This is a genomic window from Enterobacter sp. JS8-1 (assembly GCF_049187015.1).
Taxonomy (GTDB): domain Bacteria; phylum Pseudomonadota; class Gammaproteobacteria; order Enterobacterales; family Enterobacteriaceae; genus Enterobacter; species Enterobacter mori.
Map to the genome: position 1 here is coordinate 687,486 of NZ_CP185805.1, position 13,524 is coordinate 701,009.

12 protein-coding genes and 1 pseudogene are annotated in these 13,524 nt (G+C 54.7%); 9 read left to right on the plus strand and 4 right to left on the minus strand.

Annotation, left to right across the window (positions count from 1 at the left end; translation table 11 throughout):
- Positions 1-12: 12 nt before the first annotated feature.
- Positions 13-786 (minus strand): peroxide stress protein YaaA, encoded by a 774-nt coding sequence (yaaA, locus tag ACOQH0_RS03350; protein WP_420984823.1) that lies wholly within the window; start codon positions 784-786, stop codon positions 13-15.
- A 66-nt stretch (positions 787-852) separates the two neighbouring features.
- A complete protein-coding gene (locus ACOQH0_RS03355) occupies positions 853-2,283 on the minus strand; it encodes an alanine/glycine:cation symporter family protein (RefSeq protein WP_420984824.1) in 1,431 nt (476 codons plus the stop codon).
- Positions 2,284-2,545: 262 nt separating this feature from the next.
- Here ACOQH0_RS03355 and tal point away from each other — a divergent pair, with 262 nt between their 5' ends.
- The 3 genes from tal to ACOQH0_RS03370 all read left to right on the plus strand — a co-directional run bounded on the left by tal (position 2,546) and on the right by ACOQH0_RS03370 (position 5,641).
- A complete protein-coding gene (gene tal / locus ACOQH0_RS03360; protein ID WP_010427077.1) occupies positions 2,546-3,499 on the plus strand; it encodes a transaldolase in 954 nt (317 codons plus the stop codon).
- A 109-nt stretch (positions 3,500-3,608) separates the two neighbouring features.
- Positions 3,609-4,196: a molybdopterin adenylyltransferase gene (mog, locus tag ACOQH0_RS03365; RefSeq protein WP_010427076.1), complete on the plus strand. Its 588-nt coding sequence runs from the start codon at positions 3,609-3,611 to the stop codon at positions 4,194-4,196.
- Positions 4,197-4,318: 122 nt separating this feature from the next.
- Positions 4,319-5,641, plus strand: coding sequence for an MFS transporter (locus tag ACOQH0_RS03370; RefSeq protein ID WP_420984825.1), 1,323 nt, complete (start codon positions 4,319-4,321; stop codon positions 5,639-5,641).
- Here the strand turns inward: ACOQH0_RS03370 and satP are convergent.
- Positions 5,618-6,184, minus strand: coding sequence for an acetate uptake transporter (satP, locus tag ACOQH0_RS03375; RefSeq protein ID WP_420984826.1), 567 nt, complete (start codon positions 6,182-6,184; stop codon positions 5,618-5,620). The genes ACOQH0_RS03370 and satP overlap by 24 nt on opposite strands.
- A 296-nt stretch (positions 6,185-6,480) precedes the next feature.
- On the opposite strand from satP, the gene dnaK reads away from it, so the two are divergent.
- The 4 genes from dnaK to nhaR all read left to right on the plus strand — a co-directional run bounded on the left by dnaK (position 6,481) and on the right by nhaR (position 11,931).
- Positions 6,481-8,394: a molecular chaperone DnaK gene (gene dnaK, locus ACOQH0_RS03380; protein WP_010427070.1), complete on the plus strand. Its 1,914-nt coding sequence runs from the start codon at positions 6,481-6,483 to the stop codon at positions 8,392-8,394.
- Between the two features lie 84 nt (positions 8,395-8,478).
- Positions 8,479-9,624, plus strand: coding sequence for a molecular chaperone DnaJ (gene dnaJ / locus ACOQH0_RS03385; protein WP_010427068.1), 1,146 nt, complete (start codon positions 8,479-8,481; stop codon positions 9,622-9,624).
- A 173-nt stretch (positions 9,625-9,797) separates the two neighbouring features.
- Positions 9,798-10,973 carry a Na+/H+ antiporter NhaA gene (nhaA, locus tag ACOQH0_RS03390; protein WP_420984827.1) on the plus strand — a complete coding sequence of 392 codons (1,176 nt, stop codon included), beginning with the start codon at positions 9,798-9,800 and terminating at the stop codon, positions 10,971-10,973.
- A gap of 58 nt (positions 10,974-11,031) precedes the next feature.
- Positions 11,032-11,931 (plus strand): transcriptional activator NhaR, encoded by a 900-nt coding sequence (gene nhaR / locus ACOQH0_RS03395; RefSeq protein ID WP_421511538.1) that lies wholly within the window; start codon positions 11,032-11,034, stop codon positions 11,929-11,931.
- A 57-nt stretch (positions 11,932-11,988) separates the two neighbouring features.
- Here the strand turns inward: nhaR and rpsT are convergent, their stop codons facing one another.
- Positions 11,989-12,252, minus strand: coding sequence for a 30S ribosomal protein S20 (rpsT, locus tag ACOQH0_RS03400; RefSeq protein ID WP_003856458.1), 264 nt, complete (start codon positions 12,250-12,252; stop codon positions 11,989-11,991).
- 118 nt (positions 12,253-12,370) lie between these two features.
- Here rpsT and ACOQH0_RS03405 point away from each other — a divergent pair.
- Positions 12,371-12,577 (plus strand): annotated as a pseudogene (locus tag ACOQH0_RS03405) (DUF2575 domain-containing protein); the annotation flags it as partial.
- Between the two features lie 7 nt (positions 12,578-12,584).
- Positions 12,585-13,511, plus strand: coding sequence for a bifunctional riboflavin kinase/FAD synthetase (ribF, locus tag ACOQH0_RS03410; protein ID WP_010427064.1), 927 nt, complete (start codon positions 12,585-12,587; stop codon positions 13,509-13,511).
- Positions 13,512-13,524: the final 13 nt, after the last annotated feature.

A 13,524-nucleotide genomic window follows, 5' to 3' on the forward strand; every position in this document is an offset into this window, starting at 1 on the left:
CGGGGTTTGTTTTTACTGCTCGTGGCGCTTAAACACCAGCTCGCCTTTCCCTGACGCGTCTTCGTCAAAGAAATAACCTTCGCTGTTAAATCCGGTCAGCTGCTCCGGCTTCGTCAGGCGGTTCTGGATAATGTAGCGGCTCATCAGCCCGCGTGCTTTCTTGGCGTAGAAGCTGATCACTTTGAACTTACCGTTCTTCTCGTCGAGGAACACCGGTTTGATGATCTCTGCATCCAGCTTTTTCGGTTTCACTGACTTGTAGTATTCATCGGAGGCCAGATTAATTACCACGTTATCGCCCTGGGCGCGCAGCGCCGCGTTCAGCTTGTCGGTAATGATATCGCCCCAGAAATGGTACAGATCTTTGCCTTTGGTGTTTTCCAGGCGGATACCCATCTCCAGACGATACGGCTGCATCAGGTCCAGCGGGCGCAGTACGCCGTACAGGCCTGACAGCATACGCAGATGCTGCTGGGCAAAATCGAAATCGGCTTCGCTAAAATCTTCCGCCTGCAGGCCGGTATAGACATCACCTTTAAAGGCCAGAATCGCCTGGCGAGCGTTAGCCGGGGTGAAATCCGGGTGCCATTCGTGAAAGCGGGTCGCGTTCAGATCGGCCAGCTTGTCGCTGATGCTCATCAGCGAGGCGATTTGCGGCGCAGAGAGTTTACGCGCTTCGTGGATCAACTGTTGCGAGTAGTCCAGCAGTTCAGGCTGGGTATAGCGCTCGGTGGCGAGCGGGCTCTGGTAATCGAGCGTTTTTGCAGGTGAAATCAGAATCAGCATATCCAGTCCTTGCAGGAAATTTAGAGCGACTTTAGCAAAAAATCGCCCTGAATTGATCGATAGCTGTTATTGCCGCGGCAAATCATCCCAGGCTCCGGGGGCAATTTGCGCCTCAATTTCGGGGTAGCGGGTGGGATCAAACACGGGTTTAAGGCCCAGCTTGCGCTGACGCAGATAGTCCTGAGCAATGAGCGTCACCACCGGAGAAAGCAGCAAAATTGCCGTCAGGTTGGTGATCGCCATCAGCGCCATAATCACGTCCGCCAGTTGCCAGACCACCGGCATGCTGAGCAGGGCGCCCGTCATTATCATGGCGATGACACCTACGCGAAGCACGTTGCGCGAATGTCGCGAGTCAAGCTTCAGGAAGATCAGGTTGTTCTCCGCGTAGAGATAGTTCACTGTGATCGAACTAAACGCAAAAAGACCCACGATCAATGAGACAAAACCGGCTCCCCAGCCACCCACAAGATTGACCAGCGCCTGCTGAACCAGCTGTATCCCGACGGTGCCAGAGGGATGGGGAAGGGGCCCCGACAGCAGAATGATCATCGCGCTGGCGGAGCAGATAATAATGGTGTCCGTGAACACACCAATCATCTGCACAATGCCCTGCGCCGCAGGATGGGGAGGCCAGGACGCCGCCGCCGCCGCCGCGTTGGGCGTTGAACCCATACCGGCTTCGTTCGAGAACATGCCCCGCTGAAACCCTGCCGTGAGTGCCTGACTGACGGTATAACCCAGCGCGCCCGAGGCCGCTTCGCGCCAGCCGAACGCGCTCTTAAAAATAGCGGCGATGACGTCCGGAAACTGATCGATGTGCAGTACGGTCACGAACAGACTAGCGGCTACCCACAGGAGGGCCATAACCGGAACCAGCCACTGCATCAGGCGGGCCACGCCTTTGAGACCGGCATATATCGTCAGCAGGGTGAGAAGCGCTAAAACGGCACCGGTTATCCATTCCGGGCAGGCAAAGGCATAGCGCATGGCATGCGCCACGGAGTTTGCCTGGACGGTGTTAAAAATCAGGCCATAGGCGATGAGTAAGAAGAGCGAAAACAGGACGCCCATCCAGCGCATCCCCAGTCCACGGGCCATATACCAGGCCGGACCGCCGCGAAACTGACCGTTTTTGTCTTTCTCTTTATAGAGTTGAGCGAGCGAGCATTCAGCGAACGAGGTCGCCATGCCGATAATCGCCGTGGCCCACATCCAGAATACGGCGCCAGGCCCCCCCGCACTGATGGCCAGCGCAACGCCCGCCAGATTACCGCTGCCGACCCGCGCGGCGAGACTGGTGCAGAGCGCCTGAAATGAGGTTAATCCGCCCGGCTGTGGGGTGAGGCTATTTTTCAGACTTCTGCCAAATTTGCGGATATAACGAAACTGGATAAAACCACTGCGCAGCGTGAACCAAATACCTGCTCCCAGGAGCAGATATATCATTATCGAACCCCAGAGAATTTCGTTAATAAAGTATAGGAAATCAGGCATTAACGTCCCTCTTGTTGATGCCAAAGTGAATATGTAAGCGCTACCACTGATTGGACATGCTGTTGATTAGCAGCCTGTTAATATTCTCAGTTTATCATACTCTGCCTAAGCGCACTGTCTGCGGTTGCGCTGCCTCTCACTCGTGTTATCATCAGGGCAGACCGGTTACATCCCCCTAACAAGTAAACCTGTCATTTTTCCGCTGCAGGCATGCTGTCGGTAGCGTGAATTATCCAGGGCACGTTAAAAGAGAAACACTATCATGACGGATAAATTGACCTCCCTTCGTCAGTTCACCACTGTCGTAGCTGACACCGGAGATATCGCGGCAATGAAGCTGTACCAGCCGCAGGATGCCACAACCAACCCTTCTCTGATCCTTAACGCCGCACAGATCCCTGAGTATCGCAAACTGATTGACGACGCAGTGACCTGGGCGAAAGCACAGAGCAACGACCGCGCGCAGCAGGTTGTGGACGCTACCGACAAGCTGGCAGTGAACATCGGTCTGGAAATCCTGAAACTGGTTCCTGGCCGTATCTCTACCGAAGTGGATGCACGTCTCTCCTACGACACCGAAGCGTCTATCGCGAAAGCAAAACGTCTGATCAAAATGTACAACGATGCTGGCATCAGCAACGACCGTATCCTGATCAAACTGGCTTCTACCTGGCAGGGCATCCGCGCTGCAGAGCAGCTGGAAAAAGACGGTATCAACTGTAACCTGACCCTGCTGTTCTCCTTCGCGCAGGCGCGCGCATGTGCAGAAGCGGGCGTATACCTGATTTCTCCGTTCGTGGGCCGTATTCTGGACTGGTACAAAGCCAACACCGACAAGAAAGAGTACGCACCGGCTGAAGATCCAGGCGTGGTTTCTGTTACTGAAATCTACGAATACTACAAACAGCACGGCTATGAGACCGTAGTTATGGGCGCAAGCTTCCGTAACGTCGGTGAAATCATCGAGCTGGCTGGCTGTGACCGCCTGACCATCGCCCCTGCGCTGCTGAAAGAGCTGGCAGAGAGCGAAGGCGCGCTTGAGCGTAAACTGTCCTACACCGGTGAAGTGAAAGCACGCCCAGAGCGCATCACGGAATCCGAGTTCCTGTGGCAGCACAACCAGGATCCAATGGCAGTAGACAAACTGGCGGACGGTATCCGTAAGTTTGCTGTTGACCAGGGCAAACTGGAAAAAATGATCGGCGACCTGCTGTAATCATTCCGCGTGACCGGGCTCCCGGTCACGCCTCTTACCCCGCCTCTGTCTGAATTTCCTCTCTGCGTGTATCATTCCCTTTAATCAGTATTTTTTGAATGGAATGGATATGAATACCTTACGCATCGGCCTGGTGTCGATTTCTGACCGCGCCTCCAGCGGTGTTTATCAGGATAAAGGCATCCCCGCTCTTGAAGAGTGGCTGGGCAGCGCGCTGACCACCCCGTTTGAGATCCAGACTCGCCTGATCCCGGACGAGCAGCCGATTATCGAGCAGACCCTGTGTGAGCTGGTGGATGAGATGAGCTGTCATCTTGTTCTGACGACGGGTGGAACCGGCCCCGCGCGCCGCGACGTGACGCCGGACGCGACGCTGGCGGTTGCCGATCGCGAAATGCCGGGCTTCGGTGAACAGATGCGGCAGATCAGTCTACACTTTGTTCCGACGGCCATTCTTTCCCGCCAGGTGGGGGTGATCCGCAAGCAGGCGTTGATCCTGAACCTGCCGGGCCAGCCGAAGTCGATCAAAGAGACGCTGGAAGGGCTGAAAGCAGAAGATGGCAGCGTCATTGTGCACGGTATCTTTGCAAGTGTACCATATTGTATACAGCTGCTTGACGGCCCCTATGTGGAAACTGATGAAAAAGTGGTAGCAGCTTTTCGTCCTAAAAGCGCTCGCCGCGAAACAATCTCCTGAAAATAACGAAAGTGTGACATTAGCGTCAGCCGCAGTAGCGTGTAAACGGATTTACGATATAGTAATTTTTTCTTTACGATCGCTGTAAAAATAAATCCACAACACACGAATAATGGTTCGCTATGTCACATAACACCCGACCTCTGAATCGACAGGACTACAAAACCCTCACGCTTGCGGCCTTAGGTGGCGCGCTGGAATTTTACGATTTCATCATCTTTGTCTTCTTCGCCGCCGTGGTGGGGGAACTCTTCTTCCCGGCGGATATCCCGGAATGGCTGCGTCAGGTGCAAACCTTCGGCATTTTTGCCGCCGGGTATCTGGCGCGTCCGCTGGGTGGCATTGTGATGGCGCACTTTGGCGATCTGGTCGGGCGTAAGAAGATGTTTACCCTCAGTATCCTGCTGATGGCCGTGCCCACGCTGGCTATTGGTCTGCTGCCCACCTATGCCTCGATGGGTATCCTTGCGCCGTTGCTGCTATTGCTGATGCGTATTCTCCAGGGGGCGGCCATCGGTGGTGAAGTTCCAGGCGCGTGGGTATTTGTGTCCGAGCATGTGCCTGCCCGTCGCATTGGGATCGCCTGTGGAACCTTAACCGCGGGGCTCACCGTCGGGATCTTACTGGGGTCGGTGGTGGCGACGATTGTGAATACCAGCATGACGCAACAGGCCGTTCATGAGTGGGGCTGGCGTCTTCCGTTCCTGCTGGGCGGGGCGTTTGGCCTGGTGGCGATGTACCTGCGCCGCTGGCTGCAGGAGACGCCCATTTTCCTCGAGATGCAGCAGCGCAAAGCGCTGGCGCAGGAGCTGCCGGTGAAAGCCGTCGTGGTACGCCATAAAAAAGCGGTAGTGGTGTCGATGCTTCTTACCTGGTTGCTTTCGGCGGGTATTGTCGTGGTGATATTAATGTCGCCGGTTTGGCTGCAGAAACAGTATGGATTCGCCCCGGCGGTAACGCTGCAGGCAAACAGTATCGCGACCATTATGCTCTGCTTTGGCTGTCTTGCCGCCGGGCTGGCGGCGGATCGGTTTGGGGCCAGCGTTACCTTTATCGTCGGCAGCCTGTTGCTGGCCGCGTCGAGCTGGGCATTCTACCATCTGGCGGGCAGCCATCCTGAACAGCTGTTCCTGCTGTACGGCGTGGTAGGGCTGTGCGTGGGCGTCGTGGGTGCAGTGCCTTACGTGATGGTGCGAGCCTTCCCGCCGGAAGTCCGTTTCAGCGGTATCTCTTTCTCTTACAACGTGTCGTATGCCATTTTCGGTGGACTGACGCCGATTGCGGTGACGGTATTGATGGGCGTGTCTCCCATGGCTCCGGCCTGGTACGTGCTGGCGCTCTCGCTGATGGGGCTGGGATTAGGGATTTGGCTGAGGCAGACGCAGGGATGTCGTGCCCGCGAGGCGGGCACGACAGAGGGATCAGTGTTTTTCACCAATCGGTAGAATGGTGCGGCCGAACTGTTCGTTCAGCACTTCGCCCATTGCCAGGTAGATAGCGCTTGCGCCGCACACCAGGCCAATCCAGCCCGCAACGTGTACGATGCCTTCGTTATCCACCAGGTGGCCGATGGCCAGCAGGGCGAACAGCACGGTCAGGCTCAGGAAGACGAACTGCAGCGCGCGGTTACCTTTCAGGGTGCCGAAGAACATGAACAGGGTGAATATGCCCCACAGACCCAGGTAAACGCCCAGGAAATGCGCGTTTGCCGCGTCTGCCAGGCCCATTTTAGGCAGCAGCAGAATGGCAACCAGCGTCAGCCAGAAAGAGCCGTAAGAGGTAAAGGCGGTTAAGCCGAAGGTGTTGCCTTTCTTATATTCCAGCAGGCCCGCGAAGATTTGCGCGATACCGCCGTAAAAAATGCCCATCGCCAGAATAATGCCATCCATCGGGAACATCCCGATGTTGTGCAGGTTCAGCAGGATAGTGGTCATGCCAAAACCCATCAGGCCCAGCGGAGCCGGATTAGCCAACTTAGTGTTGCCCATAAGTCCTCAAAAAAATCATCATTTATATGGTGAAATGGTTAAACCCGCGTCAATACTCCCTGACGGGGCGCGGCATAATAAGGGGCGCAATCGATGCCGTCTATGATCTCATCAGGGGGAAATTAAAATTTTTTTTATACGTCCCCCTTGATGGATGCCGTTGCGACCCCATCTTGTAAGCAACCGCAGTGTGTGGACCTGAAAAAAATCAAATCTGGGCAGTTGAAAAAGCACGTTCTGCCCTTATTACAGGTACACAACCACATGTTGACTGAATTTTTAGTGGAGACGTTTAGATGGGTAAAATTATTGGTATCGACCTGGGTACTACCAACTCTTGTGTAGCGATTATGGATGGCACTACTGCACGTGTGCTGGAGAACGCCGAGGGCGATCGCACCACGCCTTCTATCATTGCTTATACCCAGGATGGTGAAACTCTGGTTGGTCAGCCGGCTAAACGTCAGGCAGTGACAAACCCGCAAAACACCCTGTTTGCGATCAAACGCCTGATTGGCCGCCGCTTCCAGGACGAAGAAGTTCAGCGTGACGTTTCCATCATGCCTTACAAAATCATCGCGGCAGATAACGGCGATGCATGGCTTGATGTGAAAGGCACCAAAACTGCACCACCGCAGATTTCTGCTGAAGTGCTGAAGAAAATGAAGAAAACCGCTGAAGATTACCTGGGTGAGCCGGTAACTGAAGCTGTTATCACCGTACCTGCCTACTTCAACGATGCTCAGCGTCAGGCAACCAAAGATGCTGGCCGTATCGCAGGTCTGGAAGTAAAACGTATCATCAACGAACCAACCGCGGCTGCACTGGCTTACGGTCTGGATAAAGAAGTTGGCAACCGCACTATCGCGGTTTACGACCTGGGTGGTGGTACCTTCGATATCTCTATTATCGAAATCGACGAAGTTGACGGCGAAAAAACCTTCGAAGTTCTGGCAACCAACGGTGATACCCACCTGGGTGGTGAAGACTTCGATACCCGTCTGATCAACTACCTCGTTGACGAGTTCAAGAAAGATCAGGGCATTGACCTGCGTAACGACCCGCTGGCCATGCAGCGCCTGAAAGAAGCCGCTGAGAAAGCGAAGATCGAGCTGTCTTCCGCTCAGCAGACCGACGTGAACCTGCCGTACATCACTGCAGACGCGACCGGTCCTAAACACATGAACATCAAAGTGACCCGTGCGAAACTGGAAAGCCTGGTAGAAGACCTGGTGAACCGTTCCATCGAGCCGCTGAAAGTTGCACTGCAGGACGCTGGCCTGTCCGTGTCTGACATCCAGGACGTTATCCTGGTGGGTGGTCAGACCCGTATGCCAATGGTTCAGAAGAAAGTGGCTGAGTTCTTTGGTAAAGAGCCACGTAAAGACGTTAACCCGGACGAAGCGGTCGCAATCGGTGCTGCGGTTCAGGGTGGCGTACTGACCGGTGAAGTGAAAGACGTACTGCTGCTGGACGTTACCCCGCTGTCTCTGGGTATCGAAACCATGGGCGGTGTGATGACTGCGCTCATCAACAAAAACACCACCATCCCGACGAAACACAGCCAGGTGTTCTCTACCGCTGAAGACAACCAGTCTGCGGTAACCATCCATGTGATTCAGGGTGAGCGTAAGCGTGCGGCGGATAACAAATCTCTGGGTCAGTTCAACCTGGACGGTATCAACCCGGCACCGCGCGGCATGCCGCAAATCGAAGTCACCTTCGATATCGATGCTGACGGTATCCTGCACGTGTCTGCGAAAGACAAAAACAGCGGTAAAGAGCAGAAGATCACCATCAAGGCATCTTCTGGCCTGAACGAAGCGGAAATCGAAAAAATGGTTCGTGATGCCGAAGCTAACGCGGAATCAGACCGTAAATTCGAAGAGCTGGTTCAGACCCGCAACCAGGGTGACCATCTGCTGCACAGCACCCGTAAGCAGGTTGAAGAAGCAGGCGATAAACTGCCAGCGGAAGACAAGACTGCTATCGAAGCTGCACTGACTGCGCTGGAAACCTCACTGAAAGGTGAAGATAAAGCGGATATCGAAGCGAAGATGCAGGAGCTGGCGCAGGCTTCCCAGAAGCTGATGGAAATCGCTCAGCAGCAGCACGCTCAACAGCAGGCGGGCGCTGATGCATCTGCGAACAACGCGAAAGACGACGACGTTGTCGACGCTGAGTTCGAAGAAGTGAAAGACAAAAAATAATCGCCCTTTGAACGGGTAATTACTGGCACGGGCGAAGAGGTTTCCTCTCCGCCCGTGCACGCATGTTAGGGGCAGATAAAAAAGATGGCTAAGCAAGACTATTACGAGATTTTAGGCGTTTCCAAAACAGCGGAAGAGCGTGAAATCAAAAAGGCGTATAAGCGCCTGGCCATGAAATTCCACCCGGACCGTAACCAGGGTGACAAAGAGGCTGAAGCCAAATTTAAAGAGATCAAAGAAGCCTACGAAGTCCTGACCGATGCACAAAAACGTGCGGCCTATGACCAGTATGGTCACGCAGCCTTTGAACAGGGCGGCATGGGTGGCGGTGGATTCGGTGGCGGCGGCTTTGGCGGTGGCGCTGATTTCAGCGATATCTTTGGCGATGTGTTCGGCGACATCTTCGGCGGTGGGCGTGGTCGTCAGCGCGCAGCGCGCGGCGCGGACCTGCGTTATAACATGGATCTGACGTTGGAAGAGGCCGTTCGCGGCGTCACCAAAGAGATCCGCATCCCGACGCTGGAAGAGTGTGACGTTTGCCATGGCAGCGGCGCGAAAGCGGGTACGCAGCCACAGACCTGTCCAACCTGTCACGGCTCTGGTCAGGTACAGATGCGTCAGGGCTTCTTCGCGGTACAGCAGGCCTGTCCGCACTGTCACGGTCGCGGTACGCTGATTAAAGATCCGTGCACCAAATGCCACGGCCACGGTCGCGTTGAGAAAACGAAAACCCTGTCCGTTAAAATCCCGGCTGGCGTTGATACGGGCGACCGCATCCGTCTGGCAGGTGAAGGCGAAGCGGGCGAGCATGGCGCACCGGCAGGCGATCTGTACGTTCAGGTTCAGGTGAAGCAGCACGCCATTTTTGAGCGTGAAGGCAACAACCTGTACTGCGAAGTGCCGATCAACTTCGCGATGGCGGCGCTGGGCGGTGAAATCGAAGTGCCGACGCTGGATGGTCGCGTAAATCTGAAGGTACCAGGCGAAACTCAGACCGGCAAACTGTTCCGCATGCGCGGGAAAGGCGTTAAATCCGTTCGCGGTGGTGCGCAGGGTGACCTGCTGTGCCGCGTCGTCGTGGAAACGCCGGTTGGCCTGAACGACAAGCAGAAACAGTTGCTGAAGGAGCTGCAGGAAAGCTTTGGCGGCCCGACGGGTGAGAAAAACAGCCCGCGCTCCAAAAGCTTCTTCGATGGCGTCAAAAAATTCTTCGATGATTTAACGCGCTAATCCGTTAGCTGTTAAGTGTCCTTAAAAAGCCCGGAAGCGATTCCGGGCTTTTTCTATTTGAAGGTATAGTTCGGTAAAACTGAATCTATACTCAATATTAATCTGTTTTTGCCGAGTTGTTTGGCTTGGTATTATGGTTTTATCGAGGTATTGTTGTAAAAGAGAGAACTTAAATGAAATTACTACACCGTTTCTTTAGCAGTGAAGCGTCCGGTGGCGTGATCCTGATTATTGCTGCAGCTGCCGCGATGGTGTTGGCGAACTTAGGATTAACGCGCGATCTCTACCATGCATTTCTGGAAACGCCCGTTGAGCTGAAGGTCGGGGCGCTGGAAATCAACAAGAACATGCTGCTGTGGATCAACGATGCGCTGATGGCGGTGTTTTTCCTGCTGGTGGGGCTTGAGGTCAAGCGTGAACTGGTGTTGGGCTCGCTTGCCAGCCGCCAGCGTGCCGCATTCCCGGTGATTGCCGCGCTCGGTGGGATGGTCGTTCCGGCGCTGCTCTTCCTTGCCTTCACCTGGCAGGATCCGATGGCGCGCCACGGCTGGGCTATTCCGGCTGCGACGGATATCGCCTTTGCCCTCGGTGTATTAGCCCTGCTGGGTAGCCGCGTGCCGGTGGCGCTAAAAATCTTCCTGATGGCGCTGGCGATCATCGATGACCTAGGCGCTATCGTCATTATCGCGCTCTTCTATACCAGCGATCTGTCAATCCTGTCGCTGAGCGTGGCCGCTGGGGCAATTGCGGTGCTGGCACTGCTGAACATCTTTAACGTCCGCCGCATTGGTATCTACATCCTGGTGGGGATGGTGCTCTGGACGGCGGTGCTGAAATCGGGCGTGCATGCCACGCTGGCGGGTGTAATTGTGGGCTTCCTTGTGCCGCTTAAGCCGCAGGAGGGCAAATCTCCGGCAAAACAGCTGGAGCATGTGCTGCATCCGTGGGTCGCCTTTATGATCCTGCCGCTGTTTGCGTTTGCCAACGCGGGCGTTTCCCTCGGCGGCGTGACGCTGGACGGTCTGACATCCGTGCTGCCGCTGGGCATCATTGCTGGCTTGTTTATCGGTAAGCCATTGGGGATCAGCCTCTTTTGCTGGCTGGCGATTAAACTGAAGCTGGCGTCTTTACCGAATGGCACTACGTTTAAGCAGATTATGGCCGTGGGTGTGCTCTGCGGAATCGGGTTTACGATGTCGATCTTTATCTCGACGCTGGCGTTTGGGGCGCATGCGCCTGAGCTTATCGTCTGGGCAAAACTCGGCATTCTCATCGGGTCATTACTGGCTGCGGTCATCGGTTATACCTTGTTGAAGGCGAAATTGCCCGGACAGGCTGTTCAGGCATAACAGGAAACCGGGAGGAGGGGCTCCTTCTCCCGATACACACTCAGGGAGAGAACACGCGATGTCTCATTTAAATTACAACCATCTGTACTACTTCTGGCACGTCTATAAACAGGGCTCGGTGGTGGGGGCGGCAGAGGCGCTCTACCTGACGCCGCAAACCATCACCGGACAAATCAAGGCGCTTGAAGAGCGTCTGCAGGGCAAGCTGTTCAAGCGTAAAGGTCGCGGCATTGAACCCAGCGAACTGGGCGAGCTGGTGTTTCGTTATGCTGACAAGATGTTCACCCTGAGCCAGGAGATGCTGGACATCGTCAACTATCGCAAAGAGTCGAACCTGCTCTTTGACGTGGGTGTGGCGGATGCGCTGTCGAAACGGCTGGTGAGCGGCGTGCTGGATGCAGCGGTGGTTGAAGACGAACAGATCCACCTGCGCTGCTTTGAATCCACTCACGAGATGCTGTTGGAACAGCTGAGCCAGCATAAGCTGGACATGATTATCTCGGACTGCCCGATCGACTCCACCCAGCAGGAAGGGCTGTTCTCAGTAAAAATTGGCGAATGCGGCGTCAGCTTCTGGTGCATTAACCCGCCACCGGAAAAACCGTTCCCCGCGTGCCTTGAAGAGCGTCGCCTGCTGGTGCCGGGAAGGCGCTCCATGCTCGGACGCAAGCTGTTGAACTGGTTTAACTCGCAGGGGCTGAACTTGGAAATACTCGGTGAGTTCGACGACGCTGCGTTAATGAAAGCCTTTGGCGAAGCGCATAACGCGATCTTCGTTGCGCCAACGCTGTACGCGCACGATCTCTATTCAGACGACAAGATTACGGAGATTGGCAGAGTAGATAACGTGATGGAGGAGTACCACGCGATATTCGCCGAAAGAATGATTCAGCACCCGGCGGTGCAGCGTATCTGCAACCGTGATTACTCGGCACTGTTTACGCCACCGGCAATCTGAAGGCATAAAAAAACCCGCGTTAAGCGGGTTCTTTAAACAAGCAACAACAAGTAGCGATTAAGCCAGTTTGTTGATCTGCGCGGTCAGGTTTGCTTTATGACGCGCTGCTTTGTTTTTGTGGATCAGACCTTTAGCAGCCTGACGATCCACGATTGGTTGCATTTCGTTAAATGCGTTCTGCGCTGCAGCTTTGTCGCCAGCTTCGATTGCTGCGTATACTTTCTTGATGAAAGTACGCATCATAGAGCGACGGCTTGCGTTGTGCTTACGAGCCTTTTCAGACTGAACGGCACGTTTCTTAGCTGATTTGATATTAGCCAAGTCCAACTCCCAAATATGTTCTATGTGGACAATTCAAAGGCCGAGGAATATGCCCTCTTTGCCTTCTTTTGTCAATGGATTTGTGCAAATAAGCGCCGTTAATTAGCGACGCTACGTTACGTTACGTAGTGATGGCGCAGGATTCTACCAGCTTGTCTTCCGTGAATACAGCCTTTCGGCATAAAAATCGCAGTTCCCGGACAGATTTTTTCGCTGTGAAAGGTCAGCCTGATGAAATCATTACGGCTTTCTGTTTTGCGTGAACAATCGCCGGTTAACCTTAACCGCTGTACAAGGTATACTTTGGCGATTTTCACTGTTTTGAGCCAGACATGAAGCTGATACGCGGCATACATAATCTCAGCAAAGCCCCGCATGGGTGCGTGCTGACCATTGGTAATTTCGACGGCGTGCATCGTGGTCATCAGGCGCTGTTGCAGGGATTGCGTAAAGAAGGGGAGGCCCGTGGCCTGCCCGTTGTGGTGATGATTTTTGAGCCGCAGCCGCTTGAGCTGTTTGCGGGCGAAAAGTCTCCCGCCCGTCTGACTCGCCTGCGCGAGAAATTGCGCTATCTGGCAGAGTCCGGCGTGGACTACGTATTGTGCGTGCGTTTCGATCGCCGCTTTGCCGCACTGACAGCACAAACGTTTGTCAGCGACCTGCTGGTGAAGCGTCTTGGCGTGCAGTTTCTTGCCGTGGGTGATGATTTCCGCTTTGGCGCTGGTCGTCAGGGCGATTTCTTGCTATTACAGAAGGCTGGTCTGGAGTACGGATTTGACGTCACCAGCGCAATGACTTTCTGTGAAGGCGGCGTGCGCGTCAGCAGCACGGCGGTACGCCAGGCGCTGGCCAATGATGAACTGGACACCGCAGAAAACTTGCTGGGTCATCCGTTTACCATCTCTGGCCGCGTGGTGCATGGCGATGCGCTGGGCCGCACGATAGGTTTCCCGACGGCGAACATACCGCTGCGTCGTCAGGTCTCCCCGGTTAAAGGGGTGTATGCGGTAGAAGTGGCTGGACTGGGCGATAAACCGTTTTACGGTGTCGCCAATATCGGCACGCGTCCTACCGTTGCCGGTGTGCGTCAACAGTTAGAAGTGCACCTGCTGGACGTTGTAATGGACCTTTATGGTCGCCATATAGATGTAATACTGCGTAAAAAGATACGCAACGAGCAGCGATTTGGTTCGCTGGATGAACTCAAAGCGCAAATTGCGCGAGATGAATTGACGGCCCGCGAGTTTTTTGGGCTTTAGAACCGGCTTAACT